Annotated in this window: 16 protein-coding genes and 1 pseudogene; 13 read left to right on the plus strand and 4 right to left on the minus strand. The window is 68.0% G+C overall.

Translation table 11 applies throughout. The features are described 5' to 3' along the window. Positions 1–238: 238 nt before the first annotated feature. The 7 genes from LIP_RS10035 to LIP_RS18940 all read left to right on the plus strand — a co-directional run bounded on the left by LIP_RS10035 (position 239) and on the right by LIP_RS18940 (position 7,916). Positions 239–1,828, plus strand: a complete 1,590-nt coding sequence (locus tag LIP_RS10035) for an ADP-ribosylglycohydrolase family protein (RefSeq protein WP_068137646.1) — start codon at positions 239–241, stop codon at positions 1,826–1,828. An 82-nt stretch (positions 1,829–1,910) separates the two neighbouring features. After that, the gene (locus LIP_RS10040) at positions 1,911–3,224 is read left to right on the plus strand and encodes an ABC transporter substrate-binding protein (protein WP_068137650.1); all 1,314 of its coding nucleotides are present in this window, start codon (positions 1,911–1,913) and stop codon (positions 3,222–3,224) included. A gap of 94 nt (positions 3,225–3,318) precedes the next feature. Beyond that, on the plus strand, positions 3,319–4,245 hold the full coding sequence (locus tag LIP_RS10045) for a carbohydrate ABC transporter permease (protein ID WP_198409493.1): 927 nt from the start codon (positions 3,319–3,321) through the stop codon (positions 4,243–4,245). Next, positions 4,242–5,081 carry a carbohydrate ABC transporter permease gene (locus LIP_RS10050; protein ID WP_068137652.1) on the plus strand — a complete coding sequence of 280 codons (840 nt, stop codon included), beginning with the start codon at positions 4,242–4,244 and terminating at the stop codon, positions 5,079–5,081. Before LIP_RS10045 ends, LIP_RS10050 begins: the two co-directional genes overlap by 4 nt. Beyond that, positions 5,078–7,417, plus strand: a complete 2,340-nt coding sequence (locus tag LIP_RS10055) for an ADP-ribosylglycohydrolase family protein (RefSeq protein WP_068137654.1) — start codon at positions 5,078–5,080, stop codon at positions 7,415–7,417. Before LIP_RS10050 ends, LIP_RS10055 begins: the two co-directional genes overlap by 4 nt. Next, entirely contained in the window at positions 7,363–7,554 is a 192-nt protein-coding gene (locus tag LIP_RS20535; protein ID WP_082726145.1) for a DUF433 domain-containing protein, read from the plus strand. The genes LIP_RS10055 and LIP_RS20535 overlap by 55 nt, the downstream gene beginning before the upstream one ends. Then, positions 7,551–7,916 (plus strand): DUF5615 family PIN-like protein, encoded by a 366-nt coding sequence (locus LIP_RS18940; protein WP_068137658.1) that lies wholly within the window; start codon positions 7,551–7,553, stop codon positions 7,914–7,916. Before LIP_RS20535 ends, LIP_RS18940 begins: the two co-directional genes overlap by 4 nt. Positions 7,917–8,125: 209 nt before the next feature. Here LIP_RS18940 and LIP_RS19300 read toward each other — a convergent pair. The 4 genes and pseudogenes from LIP_RS19300 to LIP_RS10080 form a co-directional block, all read right to left on the minus strand. After that, a pseudogene (locus tag LIP_RS19300) lies at positions 8,126–8,694 on the minus strand (polysaccharide biosynthesis protein); the annotation flags it as partial. Between the two features lie 37 nt (positions 8,695–8,731). After that, positions 8,732–9,280 (minus strand): hypothetical protein, encoded by a 549-nt coding sequence (locus LIP_RS18545; protein WP_068137666.1) that lies wholly within the window; start codon positions 9,278–9,280, stop codon positions 8,732–8,734. A 33-nt stretch (positions 9,281–9,313) separates the two neighbouring features. Beyond that, the gene (locus LIP_RS10075) at positions 9,314–10,570 is read right to left on the minus strand and encodes an HD domain-containing protein (protein ID WP_068137669.1); all 1,257 of its coding nucleotides are present in this window, start codon (positions 10,568–10,570) and stop codon (positions 9,314–9,316) included. A gap of 595 nt (positions 10,571–11,165) precedes the next feature. Beyond that, the gene (locus LIP_RS10080; protein WP_068137672.1) at positions 11,166–11,351 is read right to left on the minus strand and encodes a hypothetical protein; all 186 of its coding nucleotides are present in this window, start codon (positions 11,349–11,351) and stop codon (positions 11,166–11,168) included. 403 nt (positions 11,352–11,754) lie between these two features. Here LIP_RS10080 and LIP_RS10085 point away from each other — a divergent pair, with 403 nt between their 5' ends. The 6 genes from LIP_RS10085 to LIP_RS10110 are packed head-to-tail and all read left to right on the plus strand — an operon-like array spanning position 11,755 to position 18,302. After that, positions 11,755–12,570, plus strand: coding sequence for an IclR family transcriptional regulator (locus tag LIP_RS10085; RefSeq protein WP_068137677.1), 816 nt, complete (start codon positions 11,755–11,757; stop codon positions 12,568–12,570). Further along, entirely contained in the window at positions 12,567–13,517 is a 951-nt protein-coding gene (locus tag LIP_RS10090; RefSeq protein ID WP_068137680.1) for an ABC transporter permease, read from the plus strand. The genes LIP_RS10085 and LIP_RS10090 overlap by 4 nt, the downstream gene beginning before the upstream one ends. Before the next feature lie 13 nt (positions 13,518–13,530). Then, on the plus strand, positions 13,531–14,439 hold the full coding sequence (gene opp4C, locus LIP_RS10095; protein ID WP_082726148.1) for an oligopeptide ABC transporter permease: 909 nt from the start codon (positions 13,531–13,533) through the stop codon (positions 14,437–14,439). A 30-nt stretch (positions 14,440–14,469) separates the two neighbouring features. After that, positions 14,470–16,074 (plus strand): ABC transporter substrate-binding protein, encoded by a 1,605-nt coding sequence (locus LIP_RS10100; RefSeq protein WP_068137683.1) that lies wholly within the window; start codon positions 14,470–14,472, stop codon positions 16,072–16,074. 3 nt (positions 16,075–16,077) lie between these two features. Next, complete coding sequence (locus LIP_RS10105; protein ID WP_068137686.1) at positions 16,078–17,541, plus strand: M20/M25/M40 family metallo-hydrolase; 1,464 nt, start codon at positions 16,078–16,080, stop codon at positions 17,539–17,541. Continuing rightward, a complete protein-coding gene (locus tag LIP_RS10110) occupies positions 17,538–18,302 on the plus strand; it encodes an aspartate/glutamate racemase family protein (protein WP_068137690.1) in 765 nt (254 codons plus the stop codon). Before LIP_RS10105 ends, LIP_RS10110 begins: the two co-directional genes overlap by 4 nt. Positions 18,303–18,330 lie beyond the last annotated feature (28 nt).

Genomic DNA, 18,330 nt, shown 5'->3' on the forward strand with positions numbered 1-18,330 from the left:
CGGGGCGCTGGAAGGCTCACGTATGTGCATCACTTATGTGCTAGATGGATCTTCGCCGTCCGTCGAGCCATTCCTGCGCGGAATGGGAAAGGAAACGACGCCGCCGGGGTGAAGCACCACCCTGCTCGTCTTTGCCTTCTTTGGTTCCCCTCTCCGATCTTGACAATCCTGCCCTCGCATGGTAACGTCGCGCGCGAGAACATATCAGACAAGTTCTCCTCCGGAGGTCCGGGGTGCGATGGAGTCCATGCGCAGGGAAGCCTTACCGACCGTGATCGCGGAAGAGGTCCAGCGCTTCATCGTTGACCGCGGCCTGCAGCCCGGGGACGCGTTGCCTTCCGAGCGGGAGCTGCTGACCCTCCTGGGCGTGGGACGCTCCTCCCTTCGGGAGGCCCTGACGGCCCTGGAGCTCATGGGCTGGCTGAGGAGCTCACGCGGCCGGCGGCGCGTGGTCGGTACACCCCGGCACTTCGTGGCGAGCCTGAGCCATGAGCGGCTGGTGGAGCTGGTGAGGCTCGAGGCCGCACAGGCCTCCCAGGAGGGCAGGGACGTGGAGGGTCTCCGACTTGGTCTGGAGAGCCTGCGCCACGCACCCGACGAGGAGCTGGAGACCCTCCTGGCCAAGGTCGCCCACGCCCCCCGCAGGCGGGGTTTCGCCTACGTGGAGCCCGACGACCTCCCCGCAATTCTGGCAGAGTCGCCGGGGGGTGAGGCGCCGGATCAGGCGCCGGATGAGGCGCCAGTGCCTGCGAGGGGCGGCCTCGTCAACCGGCTGGCGGGGGCCTGGTACGGTCGGATCGCGGGGTGCATGCTCGGGCGGCCGGTGGAGTGCTGGACGTCCGACGCGATCGAGGCCTACCTGAAACGAGCCGAGGCGTGGCCGCTCGCGGACTACGTCCCGTACGTGCCCGAGGCTGCCAGCCCCGACTTCTCGATCCCGCCCGCGGTCCGCGGTGCGTGTCGGGGGCACCTGACCCGTGCCATCCGCGACGACGACCTGGATTTCACCGTGCTCAACCTCACGCTCCTGGAGCGACACGGCGCGCGCTTCACCACCGCGCGCGTCGCGGACCAGTGGCTCCACACGCTTCCCTACCGAAGGGTGTATACCGCCGAGGAGGCGACCTACCGAAACCTGGTGATGGGCGTGCCCGCAGAGGCTGCCGGGGCGTATCGCAACCCCTTCCGGGAGTGGGTGGGAGCCCGGATCCGAGCGGACACCTTCGGTTATGCAAACCCCGGCAAGCCTCGCGAGGCGGCCCGAATGGCCTTCAGGGACGCGGTGCTCTCGCACCGGAAGAACGGCGTCTACTCCGCCATGGCTGCTGCCGCCATGGTCTCCGAGGCCCTGGTGGCAAGCGACCTCCACCAGGTCCTGAGCGCCGGTCGTTCGGTGCTTCCCGCCCGGTCACGCCTCTTCGAGGCCGTGAGCATGGTGCAGGGGCTGGTTGACCAGGGCGCGAGCTGGCAGGACACCCTGGCGGCCGTGGAGCAGCGCTACGGCGGCTATGCCCATGTCCACGCGATACCCAACGACGCCATCGTGTGGCTCGCCCTGATCTACGGTGCGGGGGACTACAGCGCGTCCATCACCCTGGCGGCCGCGTGCGGCAAGGACACCGACTGCAACGCCGCCACGGTGGGCTCCATCGTGGGCGCGCTGGTGGGGTTCGCGGCGCTGCCCGGAAGATGGACGGAGCCGCTCAACGACACGCTGGAGGTTGCTCTGGCGGGCGTGGGGACCCTCCGGATCTCCGACCTGGTGGAGCGGACATGGCGCCTGGCCCGGGGCGCATCGGGCGAGACGCGGCGGGAGGAACCGGCATGACCTCGAGCCCGCACGGCTTTCCCCGTCGCCCCCGAAGGGACCAGGCGCACCAACGCAAGGACATGACGAGGAGGTGGATGAAGTGCGCACTCTGAGGACCCTGCTGTTGGCTGCCGCGGTGGTGGCGATGCTCGCCCCGGCCGCCCGCGCGGCCGAACGCGTGACGTGGTGGTATGAGAACGCCACACCGGAGCAAGAGCGCATCCTGCGCGCCGACTTCGTCGACCGGTTCAACGCGTCCCAGTCCCAGTACGTCCTGGATCTGCGCTTCGACCCCAATCTCGACTCGAGCCTCCGTACGGCCCTGCTGGCCGGGAGCGGCCCCGACATCGTCTTCACCCACGGGGTCGCGTACGCCTTGCCCTACATCAAGAACGGCCAGCTCATGCCGCTGGACGACTACGCCAAGCGGTACGGCTGGTATGACCGGTTCCTGCCCGTCATGATCAGCCTGGGCTCGCATCAGGGTCATCTCTACGCACTGCCCAAGTCGTACGAGTCCATGGTGCTCTTCTACAACAAGACCCTCTTCCAGAAGAACGGCTGGAAGGTGCCCTCCAACCGCGAGGAGCTCGAGGCGCTCGCTCGTACCATGCAGGCCAAGGGCATCGTTCCCTTCGCGCAGGGCAATGCCGGCTTCCGCTTCGCGAACGAGCACTACGTGGGCGTCTTCCTGAACCACTACGCTGGAGCGGAGAACATACACAAGGCTCTGACGGGCAAGGTTCCCTGGAACGCGCCCGTCTTCGTGGACGCGATCGCCTTGCTCAACGATTACTACCAGAAGGGCTGGCTGGGCAAGGACTACTTCTCGCTCACCTACGAGGACTACATGACCCTCCTCTCCACCGGCCGGGCCGCCATGACCATGAACGGCACGTGGGCCTTCCAGTGGATGCCCGCCTTCTTCGGCCAGACCGGGCAGGAGTGGGACTGGGCACCGCTGCCGGCCCTCTCCGACCAGGCATCGTACCCGCTCTTCGACCTGGGCATCGGCGCCACGCTCTCCATCAACGCGGCGGCCAAGAACGCCGACGGCGCTGCGGCCGTGCTGGACAGGCTCAGCGGCGACAAGCAGGTCATCACCGACCTGAACCGGGACTGGCCGGGTGAGTGGAACCTACCGGTGACCACCCTCGACGCGAGCGACTTCGGGGACAAGGTCGACCCGCGCTACGCTCGGCACGCCGACGAAGTGGCCGAGGCGGTCGCCCGAGGCAACTACGGATACACCGTGTGGACCTTCTGGCCGCCCAAGACGGAGAGCTACATCGTGGAGGGGATCGAGCAGGTCTGGCTGGGCGAGGTGACGCCTCAGCAGTTCATGGACCGCGTGAACGAGCTGTTCCAGCAGGAGCTGGCGGAGGGATCCGTTCCGCCCACTCCGGCCCGATAGACCGACGCGGGCGAGCGAGCAAGCTCAAGGGCAGCCTGGAGTACGGTTCCATTGCGAGCCGCACTCCAGGCCCCCGACCCCAGGAGGTGTAGCGGTGGGCGCGCGAGCAGCCGACATGCCGGCCCGAACCGCGCAGGCGGTCCGAAAGCCCCGGGATCGAGGCGAGATCGCAGGGTGGCTCTTCCTCACACCCGCGCTCCTGCTGAACGTCTTCGTCATCCTGGTGCCCGCAACCCTGACGGCCGTGCTCGCCTTCACCGACTGGGACGGGGTGGGACCCCTGCGCTACACGGGCCTCGCCAACTTCCGGTCGCTGTCTGCCGATCCCGTCTTCTGGGGTGCCCTGGCGAACAACGCGAAGTGGATGCTCATCTTCCTGACGGTACCCATCGTGATGGGTCTGGTCGTCGCGAGCATGCTGCTGACGGTGCGGCGTGGGCGGAACCTCTTCCAAACGGTCTACTTCGTCCCCATGGTGGTTGCCACCGTGATCAGCGCCCGGGTGTGGCAGCAGATGGTCTTTCACCCCCTGAGCGGTGTCCTGGGCTGGCTCTCCCTCCACGGGGTGAACCCCTTCGGCGGCAACCCGCTGACGGATCCTTCGACCGCCCTCTATGCCGTGGCCTTCGTGGACAACTGGCACTGGTGGGGGTTCGTGACGGTGGTCTTCTTCGCCGCCCTGCGGCAGATCGACCCATCCCTGCTGGAGGCTGCGGGCATCGAGGGTGCGGGCTTCTGGCAGCGGCTGCGGCACGTGAGCCTGCCGCTCATCCGGCCCACCATCCTGTTCATGATGATCATGACGGTGATCTGGTCCTTCCTGGTCTTCGACTTCATCTACGTGATCACCCAGGGCGGCCCGGGGTACTCCACCGAGGTGCTGGCCACCCTGACCTACAAGCGTGCGTTCCACACCTTCCAGGCGGGGCAGGCCTCCGCCGTCGCTCTGGTGATGAGCGCGCTGGGCGGCGTGGCGATCGCCGTCTATGTCTGGCTGCAGCGCAGGGGGTGGGAGGTGTGACGACGCTCACGCGATCGTCGCGCCCGTCGTCGGGCCTCGTGTATGCGGTTCTGTCAGCACTGGCTCTCTTCTCGCTGGCTCCGCTGCTGCTCATGCTGCTCAACTCGCTTCGCTCCCGCATGGAGATCAGCATGGATCCTCTCGGCCTACCGAGGCAGTTCCTCTGGGGAAACTACCTCGCGGCCTGGCAGGAAGGCGCCCTGGGAGCCGCCCTCACCAACAGCCTCGTCGTGAGCGGCCTTACCGTGCTCCTTACCTGCGTGGTGGCGTCCATGGCCGCCTACTCCCTGGCCCGCCGCCGGATCCGGGCCTGGGCAGCCGTCAGCGTCTACCTGCTGGTGTGCACCACCATCCCGGTGCAGCTTTTCTTGATCCCGCTCTTCTTCATCTTTCAGCACCTTCACCTGGTGAACAGCCGCCCGGCGCTGGCGCTGATCTACACGGCGCTCTACACGCCCTTTTCCATCTTCCTGCTCCGGGCCTACTTCCTCGCGATCCCGGTGGAGCTGGAGGAGGCTGCTCGGGTGGACGGCGCCAGCGACTGGCAGGTGTTCGCCCGGGTGCTGGTGCCCATGATCGCCCCTGGCCTCATGACCGTGGCGCTGGTGGTGGGGCTCTGGAGCTGGAACGAGTTCCTCCTGGCCGTGACCTTCCTGCAGGATGAGTCGCTCTACACGGCCACGGTGCGTTTCTACGGCTTCAGCGGGCGCTTCGTCACCGAGTGGGGGAAGATGATGGCCTCCGCGGTGATCCTGGTCGTACCGGTCATCGCCGCCTTCGCGGCACTGCAGCGCAAGTTCATCGAGGGCATGACGGCGGGGGGCATCAAGGGTTGAACGGGAGCGGTCAGGGCGGCCAGACTCTGCGGGACGGGGCCGTAGCGGAGCAGATCCCGGACGTGGAACGGCGGATCTACGGAGGATGGCTCGGAAAGGCCGTGGGCGTCGCCTACGGCTCCCCGGTGGAGGGCTGGACGTACGAGCAGATCCAGGCGGCGCACGGTGACCTGGTGGAGCAGCGGGACCGCTTCTACCTCGTGCCCATGGACCGCCTCTTCGGCGCGGACGACGACACGAGCCATCCGGTCCTGATGCTGCAGGCCGTGGCCGAGACCCTGCGCGGGAACCCGGCCGCCAGCATGCCCGGCCCCCGCGAGTTGGGGCAGTGGTGGCTCAACCTCATTCCCGAGGACCACGGCGTCATCTGGCGCGGAGGCTACGCCGTGTCGACCGAGCACACCGCGTTCCTCAACCTGCTGGCGGGGGTGGAGGCGCCGCACTCCGGCTCTGCGGCACTGAACGGCCCGGTGGTGAGCCAGCAGATAGGAGGCCAGATCTTCAGCGACGTGTGGGGCCTGCTGGCGCCAGGTCGGCCGGAGCTGGCCGCCGCCTGGGCCGATGCGGCGGCCAGCGTCTCCCACGACCTGGACGGGCGGGTGGGTGCCCGGTTCTTGGCGGCCATGGTGAGTCTTGCCTTCCGGTCGTCCACGGTGGAGGACGTGGTTCGCCAGGCCCTGGAGCTGCTTCCCGCCGGAGCGCGCTACACGCAGGTGGTGCACGACGTCCACCGCTTCTGGCGTGAGCACCCCGACGACTGGCACCAGGCCCGAGCGTACATCGCGGCCACCCACGGGTACGACCGCTACCCCGGCATCTGCCACATCATCCCGAACGCCGCAGTCGTAGCCATGGCTTTGCTCTACGGAAGAGGAGACTTCGACCGCACGCTGCGCGTGGCGAATGCTGCCGGCTGGGACACAGACTGTAACGTGGGCAACGCGGCTGCCGTGGTGGGCGTGCTGGTGGGACCCGAGGGGATCCCAAGGCCGTGGCGGGAGCCGCTTCAGGACCGCGTGGTGGGCTCCGGCGTGCTGGGGGCCCGGAACCTGTGGTCCATCGCCGCCCTGGCCCGGCTGACGGCCGCAGCGGGAAAGCGGCTGGAGGATCCCACGGAGCCGCCGACGCCGGATCTGATCGAGGCGGCCGCGCATCGGGCCTCCTTCGACTGGCCCGGCTCCACAGAAAGCATGCGGGGCGAGCGCTCGTCCGAACAGGCGGCACAGACCGTGAGCCAGACGGACGAGCGGGCGGCCGCCGGAGCCGGCTCACTGAAGGTCGTGGTGAAAGGCCTGAGCCTCCACCGCCCTGCCCGGGTGGTCCTCGACCTGCTTCCGACACCGTCGGACCTTACCCACACGGCGTACGATCCGGGGTTCTCCCCTTCCCTGCTGCCCGGCCAGCGGGTGGCCGCGCACATGTGGATCCCGGGTGACGGAGGCGGGCTCCGGGGAAGTGCACCGGAAGGGGAGCGGGGCCCGGCTCCGGTCTCAGGCCTGGTGGCGGGCTTCTTCGTCGACGTGCTCGAAGCCGCCGAGAGTGGATCCCGCCGCCGGCGGATTCATGCGGAGGCCTTCACACCCCTGGAACCTGAGCGCTGGGCTCGCGTGGCGTGGCAGGTGCCCGCGCTGGACGGGTTTGTCGAGCGCCTGGGAATCGAGGTGCGCTGCACCCGACCCGCCCAGACCTACGACGGATCGCTCTTCCTCGACGAGCTGACCTGGGGCGGGCCCGCCCGCTTCGGCCTCCGCTTCCGGGGATGGCCGGCCGCGTTCGGGGCGGCGGCGGGCTGGACGTACAGCAAGGGGTCCTGGCGGGTGGAGGACGGGGCGTACGTGGGGAGCTGCTCGGACCACGGCGAGAGCTTCACGGGTTCCCCCGACTGGACTGACGCCAGCGTGGAGGCCGAGATCGCACCGGAACACGGAGGGTGGCACCTGGTCCTCGTAAGGGCGCAGGGCGCCCGGCGCTGGTATGCGGCAGGCCTGGCCCCCGACGGCCAGCTGGTGATCGTGAGGCAGCGAGACGGCCTCCTCGACCGGCTGGCCGCTGCCCCCTTCCCGTGGGAACCCGGTGCGTGGTACCGGGTGACGGTGGCGGCCCGGGGCGCGGAGATCGTGGCGGAGGCCGCGAGGGCGGCGGTTGGGAGGCCGGAGAGGGACACGGAAGGGCATGAAGACGCCGGGCCCCGTTCCGTTCGCCTTCGCTGGCGCGAGTCGTCCCCCGACATCTGGAACCGCGGATGCGTGGGCCTGGCGGTCCGTGAAGGCAGCCGTATGGCATGCCGGCGGATGCGCGTGGAGGGAGAGACTCGCCGGCGGTTCTGGCGGGCCTAGCGGAAGGATCGTCCGTTGAAGACATCCTTCGTTCCTTCCCATCACTCACGGAAGAGGACGTTCGGGCCGTGATCGCGTTCGCGGCAGCCTCTGCCGAAGAGGACTTGCCGGTTTCCGGCCTTCCTGCGGGGCTATGAGGATTAAGATCGACGAGAACCTCCCCACCGACCTGGCTCGCGAGTTGGCGGGGCTTGGACATGATGTCGACACCGTACGAGACGAGGCGGCGTCCGGCAAGCCCGATGGGGAAGTATGGGACGTGACTCGGCGCGGGGGTCGCTTCTTCATCGCGCAGGATCTTGACTTCTTCCACGAAGGCGGCAAGCACGAGGGCGAGCGTGGCCACGTACGCAAGGGCTTCCACACGGCGCGTGCTCTTGAGAAAGATGCCCTCGGCCAGGATCGGGTGCTTGTACACCCGAAAGCCCTGTTCCACCTTGGTGTGGCCCGTGTACTCCTCCAAGAGGGCGGTATCGCTCCACTCCTATCTCCGGGTTGACGGTTTACACACTCCGCCTCCCCGGCCCCTTGCCGCTTGGCCCACAAGGCCGCCATCTCCCCCTCCCTCACCGGCACCCTCAGCACCTCCAACCCATGCTCCAGCCATGCCGGATCCACCTCCTGGTCATGGATACGGACGATGTCGGGGTGGCTCGTCCGCTCCACGTTCTCGCCGTCGGTGCGGAGCTCCTCGAAGAGCCGCTCGCCCGGGTGGGTGCCGGTGACAGGCCCGCCGGCGGCGATCTGGCGCTTGAAGGTGGGGATCACGCTCCCCCGGCTCCCCAGGACGTTCCCGAAGCGGACGGCCACGAAGCGGGTCCGGCTCCTCCGGTCCATGGTCTGCACGACCATCTCGGCCACCCGCTTGGAGGCCCCCATCGCGTTGTGCGGTTGACCGCCTTGTCGGTGCTCGCCATCACGAAGCGCTCGGTGCCGAATCGGTCCGCCGTCAGGCAAAGTTTGAGGGTTCCGAGGACGTTGTTGGTCGCCGCCTCGTCGGGGTGGGCCTCCTTGAGGGGCACGTGCTTGTGGGCCGCAGCGTGGAAGACCACCGCCGGCCGGTGCGCGGCGAAGACGGCCTCCACCTTCCGCTCGTCCCGCATGTCGGCGATGGCGGTGACCAGAGGGATCTGCGGATGGGCCGTCCGGAGCTCCTCCAGGGTCTCGAAGATGCTATTCTCGCCGTGCCCCAGGAGGATGAGGTGCCCGGGGGCGCAGCGGGCCACCTGCCGGCAGAGCTCCGAGCCGATGGATCCACGCCCTTGGTAACCTGCTCCACCCTCCATGCCTTGTCCGATGTGCGCGCACGCGATTCTACTGTCCGGCCCCAAGCGCCGCCTCCAGCTCCGCCAGCTCGCGAAGGGCCACCCCCACCTCCGCTTCGTTGAAATGCGGCTTGAGAGCCAGCACCGCCTCCACCGTGCTCGGCTCATCTCTTTCTTTCCCATCCAGCCCCTTCTGAAGGTAGTACGTAGTGGCCAGAAGTTCCAGGTCCCGCACATGCCGCTGCCCCAGGTGTCCCACAGCCCTGTGAATGACCTGGCGGTGCTCATCCGATATCTCAGGTCCGCCGCCGGGGAACGCCGCTCCCACCTGGTAGTGGACGCCGTAGCCGCCTGGATCCGGCTCCACCTTGACCAGCCCCTGCCAACGCATGATGGCCAGCTCTTCCTCGAGATCAAAGCTGTACGGTCCGTAGTGATAGATCACGAAGGAGTAGCCCATAGGTAGCCCACAGAGGTGCTGGATGAAAAACGAGCACTTCTGTACATGCGTACTGCCACTCCAGCTCCCTCCGTCGTTCAGCTCCTGAATCAGAGCCACAACGAACGACCGTCGTTCCTGCACCAGGCCCGCCACCATGCTTGCTGCCCCCCCGGTAGCTGATGAAGCACCTCACCCAACAAATCTGCTCAATGCGTTTCGAACATCCTTGATCAGATCGTCGCGTCGATCTGCGTAGACCCTGAGGAACGCCAGCGGAGGTAGGACCCCGAAGATTCTCGACTCAGTGACCCAGGAAGACAAGCCTTGGCGACCCAGAATCCTGACGTTCAGCTCTCGGTCACGGACGAGGGGTCGGTTTTGGCTGTCGACGTACACTTCCTCCCCGAACCTTTCGGCCAGTAGAGCGCTGAGGTCGGAGTGTTGATCCAGATACCTCTGAATGTCACCCTCGGGTGCCTCGAACACCAGCTTGAAATGAAGCCTGTTCGCAAGGATGCTCGCCCATCGCGAACCGCCGGCCGAAGCTTCGTGGAAGATGGCCGCTTCGACGCGACTGTCATCCCACGCCACATACTCATCGGGTGCCAACGGCCACTGCCCGTCTGGCAGCAGATCACGAAGGGCTTGCCTCAGATGCTGGTCGTACATGCGCCTGACGTGATGATGGTACACCTGTTGAAACATGAAGTACCGCGCCAGGATCAGGCCCTCGGCGGCGTGCACTCCCCCCACCTCCAGGGCCACGAACGGGTCCTGAGTCTTCGGATCTTGAACGAAGGTCAGCGTGTGGATCAGTCGGTGGAGATCGAACTGGCCGTACTTCACCCCGGTGTGCAGGCTGTCTCTGAGGAGATAGTCCATCCGGTCCGCTCCGAACACCCCCGTGATCAGCTCCGAGAGAAACTGGTGCACGGCCGTCAAGCGCGCGTTGGAGTGCTTGACACCGACCGCCACCGGGATGATGTCTTCCTCCACACGAATCCCTGCCCGGTAGTGCTGATCCTCGATGATGGCCCGAATCTCCGCCTCCCTGATCAGCTTGGCGCTCATGGCTTCGTGCCCTCCGGGAAGCAGCCCTTCCTCCGGCGCGTGCGAAAACGGCGGGTGGCCGACATCGTGGAGCAGGGCCGCAAGACGGAGGACCCTGCGCAGTCTTTCCCGCTCGCCCTCCCTTCGGATACCCAGCGCCCGAAGAAGCTCATGCCCGCCTTTCTGCATCATGGTGTCGAACAGTTGGCTCGCCACCTCCATGACGCCCAATGAGTGCTCGAACCGCGTGTGCACCGCCCCTGGATACACCATGTGGGTGAGGGCCAGCTGTTTGACCCGCCGCAACCTCTGGAAAGGCTTGGAGTTGATCAGGTCCCTCTCGAGCTCATCATAGACGATGAAACCATGAACAGGGTCGCGTACCTCGTACAGCACGGATCTCATCTCCTGGGCGATCCCGCGTTCGTCCGAGCCTGCTCCATCCTTGTGACCCCGAGCTCGCAAGGACTCACCCAACGGATCCGCTCGCTCGGGCACAAAGCCGGGACCCTGCCTGTCGCCTCTCATCCATGCGTACATCCGTTCGTGACCACGCCGGCAGGATACCACGAGGAAAGCGCGCGGCGCAACAAGTGGAATGACCAGCGGCGGCGAGAAAGATAGCGCCAGATGATCCTATTGGAAGAATTCAGGCTCCCTCGCCCGCAGATCTTCCAAAGAACGATGGAGCGCCTCTCTTGCTGCCGAATGCTTGACGTAGCCCACCCGCCTGGCGCGGGCCCCATACCACTCATATCTCCTTCCCACCCCCTCCTCCCACCCCGCGTGCCCCCGGACCTAACGCATCCCAATAGCTGATTCGCTCCCTCGACTTCCTTGCAGAGGCGCGCTCCTCCGGGCTCAGCTGTTCGAGGGCGGCCTCGACGGTACGGTCCTCAGCCATGAACCGCAAGCACACGTGGTCTGAGACGTTCTGTTTATATTCTTGATCTTCATGCTTCTCCCTCCTATCTTCAGCTTGGCGGTTCACTCACTCCGCCCCCACCGTCCCCTGCCGCTTGGCCAGCCTCACCACCTTGCCCGCCACCTGCCCGCCAAGCTGTGTCTTGCCGACCCCTTCCGTGCCCGGCTGGACCGTGTCCCGCTGGCTCGTGCCCACCTCTTGCCGGTCCTCCCCCGCCGCCACCTCAGCGACCCCTGCTGCCTCGTTCGGCACCCTCCCCTGCCCCGGCGCGACCAGCGCGGCCCCCCGCCCGCAAGCGTGCGGGCATCGAGATGGCCGTGGCGGCCGCGTGCTCCTTGCCCCGGCGCCGCAACAGCGCTGGCACCGAGATGGCTCTGGTGCCCGCGTGCTCCTTCCCCCAACCCCCGCAGCAGCACCGGCCTGGGGGCGCCGGCGTAGCCTCGGCCGTACGAATCCCGGAACCATCCCGGCCACCCTTCACCGTTTAGCGCAAGGACCCCATCCACGTCCGCCGTCCTTCTGAAAACACGTCGCCCCACGCGGGAGGAAATCGCTTCCCCCCGTCGTATATGCACGGTCAATACGCAGGATCAAACAGTGTTTGCTTCTGCATAACATCCTCGCCGATCCTGGCGATGGCTGGTAGGTGCAGCGTGTGAGCAGCGATCGAAGCCCTCGGTCCTACATCGTGCAGAGCGTGGACAAGGCCGCCCGCCTCCTCCACGCGCTGGCCGCGGAGGACGTGGAGCATCTGGGCGTGACGGAACTGGCCGGCCGCCTCGGCTTCAGCAAGAACCAGGTCTTCCGCCTGCTCAAGACCCTGGAGCGCCGGGGCCTGGTGGAGCAGGACCCCCAGACCGAGCGGTACCACCTGGGCACCACCGTCCTCTTCCTCGCCGGACACGTCCAGCGGGGCATGGGGCTGGTGCGAGCGGCCGCCCCCATCCTCGACCGGCTCGCCCTGGAGACCGGCGAGACGATCCACCTGGTGGCCCGGCGTGGGCTCGAGGGGGTGATGGTCGACTTCCGTGAGAGCCCCCAACCCGTCCGCCTCACCGCCCGGCTGGGCGGGCACTACCCGCTCCACGCAGGCGCCTGCCCCGTGGCGATCCTGGCCGCTCTGCCGCCCGATTGGCAGCAGAAGGTGATCGACGACCTCCCCATGCTACCCCGTTACACCGAGCGGACCGTCGCCGACCCCGTCCGCCTGCGGGAGGCGATCGAGCAGGTACAGGCCTTGGGATACTCCCTGAGCGACGAGGACGTCGATGCAGATGGTCGAGCGGTGGGGGCGGCGATCCTCGACCGGGCCGGCTGGCCGGTCGGGGCCGTGAGTGTGGCGGGTCCCTCCTCCCGCCTGACCCAGGAACGCCTTCACCAGTACGGCCAGAAGGTCCACGCCGCCGCAGCCGAGATCGGCGCCCGGCTGAGCCTCGTGGTCGGACGCATCGAGCAGGAGGCAACCCTATGAGCCGGTACGTCCTGCGGCGGATCCTGATCATGCTCCCTGTCGTGATCGGGATCACCTTCGCCAACTACGCCATCATCAACCTGGCGCCGGGCGACCCCGTCGACCTCATGATCGACCCCAACGTGACCGAGGCCGACCGGCAGGCGCGCCGGGAGGCCCTGGGGCTCGACGACCCCTTCCTCGTCCGCTACGTCCGCTGGATGGGCGAGCTGCTCCAGGGGAACCTGGGGTACTCGTACACCACCTACCAGCCCGTGACCGAGCGGTTGGGCGAGCGCGTCGGCCCCACCCTGCTCCTGATGGGGACCGCCCTCGTGGGCGCCTACGTGATCGCCCTTCCTCTGGGTGTGGCCTCGGCGGTGAGACCGTACTCCTGGGTGGACTACTCTACGGGGTTCGTGGGCCTCCTGGGCGTCTCCTTGCCCACCTTCTTCACGGGGCTCGTCTTCATCTACGTCTTCAGCCTCAACCTGGACTGGCTCCCCTCGGGCGGAATGGTCAGCCTGGGCGGGGCCGAGAGGTGGCTCGACCGGATCAGCCACCTGATCCTGCCCGCATCGGTCCTCGCACTGGCCAACCTCGGCCTCATGCTCCGCCTGGTCCGCTCCAGCACCCTCGAGGTGCTGCGCCAGGACTTCGTGCGCACGGCGCGGGCCAAGGGACTGGCCCCCATGCAGGTGCTCTTCCGGCACGTGATGCGGAACACCCTCATCCCCGTGATCACCATGGCCGGGCTCCAGATCCCGGCGTTGATCGCCGGCTCCATCATCACCGAGCAGGTCTTCCAGTGGCCCGGCATGGGCTGGCTCACGGTCCAGGCCATCCTCGGGCGCGACTACCCCACCCTCATGGCCCTCAACCTGCTGGCGGCGGTGATGGTCCTGGCCGGGAACCTGGTCGCGGACATCCTTTACGGGGTCGCAGACCCCCGTATCCGGTACGAGTAGAAGGTGAGTGACGATGGCGTTGGGATCCATCGCGAAGGATAACCCGACCGAGTCCTGGACCGGTCCGAGGCCGACGTCGGACAGCTACTGGGCCATGGTGGTCCGGCGCTTCCTCCGGCACCGGCTGGCGGTGACCGGTCTGGCGGTCCTGGCCCTCGTGGCCCTATCGGCCCTCCTGGCCCCCTGGATCGCGCCCCACGATCCCCATGCGATGGACGTGATGGCCTTTTCGGCCCCGCCATCTGGGCGCCACCTTCTGGGCACCGACGCCGTGGGCCGGGACGTCCTCAGCCGTCTCCTGTACGCGGCCCGGGTCTCGCTCTCGGTGGGTGCGGGGGCGGTGCTCCTCAACGTGCTGGTGGGGATCGTCCTGGGAGGGCTCGCCGGATACCTGGGCGGCCGGGTCGACAGCGCCATCATGCGCTTCACCGACATGGTCCTCTCCTTCCCCCCGCTCATGATCATCCTGGTCTTGGTGAGCGTCCTGGGGCCGAGCCTCACCAACGTGATCCTGGTCCTCGGCCTCCTGGGCTGGCCCCAGATCTGCCGCCTGGTACGGGCCGAGATCCTGCGCCTCAGGGAGCAGGAGTACATCGTGGCCGCCCGCGCCTTGGGGATTCCCGACCGGCGGATCCTCCTTCGCCACCTGGTGCCGAACTCGTTCCCCCCGGTCCTGGTGGCGGCCACCTTCGGGGCGGCGCAGGCCATCATCCAGGAGGCCTCCCTCAGCTTCCTGGGCATGGGGGTCCAACCGCCGACCGCGAGCTGGGGGAACATGCTGACCGACGCCCAGTCCATGGGCGTGCTCGGTTCGATGCCGTGGCTGTGGCTCCCCCCTGGGATGATGATCGTCGTCGCCGTCCTCTCCATCAACTTCGTCGGCGACGGCCTTCGCGACGCCCTCGATCCACGGCTGAACTGAGGGAGCGATCCAGAAAGAGGAGGTCAACCGATGAACCGCACCGCACGTCTGGTGGCAACGGCCTTCATCGTCCTGTCGCTGGCCCTGGTGGGGGCGGCGCCCTCCCGGGCGCAGGCGGAGAAGGTGATCCGGGTGGGCATGTGGAGCCCGCCCGGAAACGTGAGCGCCATCAATGCCGACTCGAGCTACGGGTACTTCATCGTCCGCTTCGTCTTCGACACCATGGTGAACCTGGAGCCTGACTTCAGCTTCTCGCCGCGGCTTGCCGACGCGTGGGAGATCTCACGGGACGGGCGGACCTACACCTTCCACCTGAACCCCAACGCCACCTGGCACGACGGCAAGCCCATCACCGCCGCCGACGTCCTCTTCACCATCGAGACGGTGGCCACGCCCGGCGTCCAGACCAACCGGGGAAGCGCCCTGCGGGCCATCGAAGGGCTCGACGCCAACGGGAAGATGACCGGCGAGACCATCTCGGGCGTTCGGGTGGTCGACGCGCACACCATCGCCATCACCACCAAGAGCGCCGTCGACCCAGCTCGCTTCCTGGAGCAGTTCGGAACGGGCCTCTACGTGATCCCCAAGCACCTGCTGGAAGGGCTCTCCCCCGACGAGCTGGCCCGGAGCGACGTACTCCTCAACCCCACCGTCGGCAGCGGTCCCTTCCGCTTCGTCCGCTACGTGACCGATCAGTACGTCGAGCTGGAGCGGTACGATGCCTACCACCGCGGCCCGGCCAAGGTGGACCGCATCTTCGTGCGAATCGTACCCGCCCCCTCCGTCGCCACCCAGCTCATCCGGGGCGAGATCGACGTGGTGGCCGGCCCCGGCATCGGTGAGATCCCGCTGGAGGATTGGCCCCTCGTTCAGAAGGCGGAGAACCTGCGGACCGTGACCGAACCCGCCCTCGGCTACCAGTTCATGGCCATCAACAGCGCCCAGCCCTACTTCCAGGACGCCCGGGTCCGAAAGGCCCTCGCCCTGGCCATCAACCGGAAACTGATGGTGGACCAGCTCTATCAAGGCGAGGCCGCTCTGGCCGTCGGGCCCTTCTCGCCCATCACACCCTACGCCAACGAGAACCTCGACCCCATCCCCAACGACCCCCAGCAGGCTCGCCAGCTCCTGACCGAAGCCGGGTGGGACTTCGGGCGAACCGTGGAGCTCCTGGTCCCCACCGGCAACGTGCTGCGGGAGCGCTCCGCCAGCATCATCCAGGCGAACCTCCAGGCTGTCGGGATGCAGGTCCGCATCCAGCGGCTCGACTTCCCCTCGGTCCTCTCGCGGGTCTTCGCCGACGACTTCGACCTGACCCTCCTGGGCTGGACCGACACCTTCGACCCCGACCACGTCAGCTCCACCTTCCAGACGGGCGGCCAGTACAACCTGGGCAACTTCTCGGATCCCGAGGCGGACCGGCTCATCGAGGCGGCGGGCTCCCAGCGCGATCCGGCCCGGCGGAAGGTGCTCTACGACCAGCTCCAGGTCCTCTTCCAGGAGAAGGTGCCCGCGGTCTTCCTCTACTACCCCAACATGCTGACCGCGGTCAGCAAGCGGCTGGTCGACGCGGACCCGAGCGTCTTCCCCTTCGAGAACTGGGCGGCCGGGTGGGACATCCAGGAGGCGAAGTGATCGATGAGCCACGAAGCGCCTGAGACGCTCCGACCGGTGATCCGGCGGATCCGCGACGCCTTCGACGAGGACCTGGAACGGGTGCGGGGCTTCCTCCGCACCCCCAGCATCAGCTACACGGGCGAAGGGATCCAGGAGACGGCGGAGCAGGTCGCAGGCTTCATCCGGGAGCTGGGGGGCGAAGCCCGGGTGGTGCCGACCGAAGGCCACCCCATCGTCTCCGGCCGGCTGGACCAGGGCGCCCCGAAGTCGGTGCTGGTCTACGGCATGTACGACGTGATGCCGGCCGACGAGCCCAACTGGTCCTCGGACCCCTGGGGCGCCGAGATCCGGGATCTGCCCAAGCTGGGCCGTTCCATCATCGGCCGGGGTGCCGTCAACACCAAGGGGCCGCTGGCCGCCTTCTTCCGGGCCGTCGCCCGGTACCAGGAGGCGGCCGGGCGGCTGCCGGTCAACCTGCTCTTCGCCATCGAGGGCGAGGAGGAGATGGGTAGCCGCCACTTCGTTCCCTTCGTCGAGGACCACCTGGAGGAGCTGAAGGAGGCCGACGCCGTCCTCTTCCCCTTCTTCTCCGAGGACGAGGAGGGCGTCCCCTCCCTGACCCTCGGCACCAAGGGGATCCTCTACTTCGAACTGGAGGCGCGCGGCGGCGACTGGGGCGGCCCCACCGAGCGGGGGATCCACGGCTCCTACAACGCGTGGGTGGCCAACCCCGCCTGGCGGCTGGTGAAGGCCCTGGGAACCCTGGTGGACGCCGACGAGAAGATCCTGGTGGACGGCTTCTTCGAAGGCCAGGAACCCCTGCCCCCCAGGGAGCTGGAGGTGCTGCGCCGGCAGGTCGAGAGCGGGCTCCTGGACGAGCGACCCTTCATGGAGTTCGACCACGTCCGCCGCTTCAAGGGCGGCCTGCGGGGCTTCGAGCTCTGGAAGCGGCTCTTCAGCCAGCCCCAGCTCAACATCGACGGGATCGTGGGCGGCTACGTGGGCGAGGGGACCAAGACCCTCCTCCCCCACCGCGCGCTGGCCAAGGTGGACGTGCGGACCGTCCCCCGCATGGACCCGACCCGGGTGGTGGAGGCGATCCGACACCACCTGGACCGGCACGGCTTCGCCGACGTCGAGATGCGGGTGCTGAACAAGTACCCCTGGTCCAAGGTGAGCCTGGACGAGCACGCGGTGCAGGCGATGCTCGGCACCTACCAGGTCATGGGGCGTACCCCGCAGATCTGGCCCCTCAACCCCGGCTCCGCGCCCTACTACGTCTTCGAGCGGATCCTGGGCGTCCCCTACGTGACGGGCGGCCTCGGGCACGGCAGCCGCCAGCACTCCACCGACGAGTACTGCACCGTCGCCGGCGTGCTGGACTTCGAGATCTCCCTGGTGCGGTGGTTCCACGCCTACGCCGCGCTGGCCGAGGGGCGGGCCACCGTGGAGGAGCTGGGCTGGCGGGAGGAGGGGCCGGCGTGAGGCTTGCGTACCTGGTGCCGGCTCCTATCTCCCTCAGCATGGGAACCGACGAGGTGGAGCGCCGGCGGGCGGTGCTGCGGGGCCTGGCCGGCCCCGGCACCACCCTGGACCTGGTGGAGGCGGCCGAAGGGCCGGCCTCCATCGAGTCCGCGCTGGAAGAGTACCTGAGCGTGCCGGGTGCCGCCCGGGAGGTGGAGCGGCTGGAGGCCGAGGGCTACGACGGCGCCGTGCTGGGCTGTGCGGGCGACCCCGGCCTCGACGCCCTGCGGGAGGTGGCCGAGCGGCTGGTGATCGTCGGCCCCGGCGAGGCGAGCTTCCTCATGGCCTCCACCCTGGGCCGCCGCTTCGCCGTCCTCACCCCCGCCGAGAGCACCGTCGGCCCCACCTACGACCAGGTCCACCGCTCCGGCCTGCGGGACCGCCTCGCGGGCGTCCGATCGGTGGAGATCCCCGTGCTGGCCATGCGGGACGATCGGAGGGCGACCCTGGCCCGGGTGGAGCAGGCCGCCCGCCGGGCGCTGGACGAGGACGGCGCCGACGTGCTGGTGCTGGGCTGCATGAGCCTGGCCTTCCTGCGGGCCGACGTGGAGCTGGCGGAGGCGACGGGCGTGCCCGTCGTCAACCCCCTGCTGGCGGCGGTGAAGTTCCTGGAGGCCCTGGTCTCCGCCGGGCTCCACCACTCCAAGCGCGCCTTCCCCCGCCCGCCCAAGCTGGCCCACGGTGCGGGGGTCGCGTCGTTGCTGCTCCGGACGGGAGCGTAGAGACGGGAGCGTAGAAAGGAGACCGCTT

Source organism: Limnochorda pilosa (assembly GCF_001544015.1).
In the GTDB taxonomy this organism is placed as follows: domain Bacteria; phylum Bacillota; class Limnochordia; order Limnochordales; family Limnochordaceae; genus Limnochorda; species Limnochorda pilosa.

What these genes read in the sequence shown, in the direction of transcription:
- LIP_RS10035 (WP_068137646.1), top strand. Translation starts at nt 239, where the DNA reads ATGGAGTCCATGCGCAGGGAAGCCTTACCGACCGTGATCGCGGAAGAG.
- LIP_RS20535 (WP_082726145.1), top strand. Translation starts at nt 7,363, where the DNA reads ATGCCGGCGGATGCGCGTGGAGGGAGAGACTCGCCGGCGGTTCTGGCG.
- LIP_RS18940 (WP_068137658.1), top strand. Translation starts at nt 7,551, where the DNA reads ATGAGGATTAAGATCGACGAGAACCTCCCCACCGACCTGGCTCGCGAG.
- LIP_RS18545 (WP_068137666.1), bottom strand. Translation starts at nt 9,280, where the DNA reads ATGGTGGCGGGCCTGGTGCAGGAACGACGGTCGTTCGTTGTGGCTCTG.
- LIP_RS10090 (WP_068137680.1), top strand. Translation starts at nt 12,567, where the DNA reads ATGAGCCGGTACGTCCTGCGGCGGATCCTGATCATGCTCCCTGTCGTG.
- opp4C (WP_082726148.1), top strand. Translation starts at nt 13,531, where the DNA reads ATGGCGTTGGGATCCATCGCGAAGGATAACCCGACCGAGTCCTGGACC.
- LIP_RS10100 (WP_068137683.1), top strand. Translation starts at nt 14,470, where the DNA reads ATGAACCGCACCGCACGTCTGGTGGCAACGGCCTTCATCGTCCTGTCG.
- LIP_RS10105 (WP_068137686.1), top strand. Translation starts at nt 16,078, where the DNA reads ATGAGCCACGAAGCGCCTGAGACGCTCCGACCGGTGATCCGGCGGATC.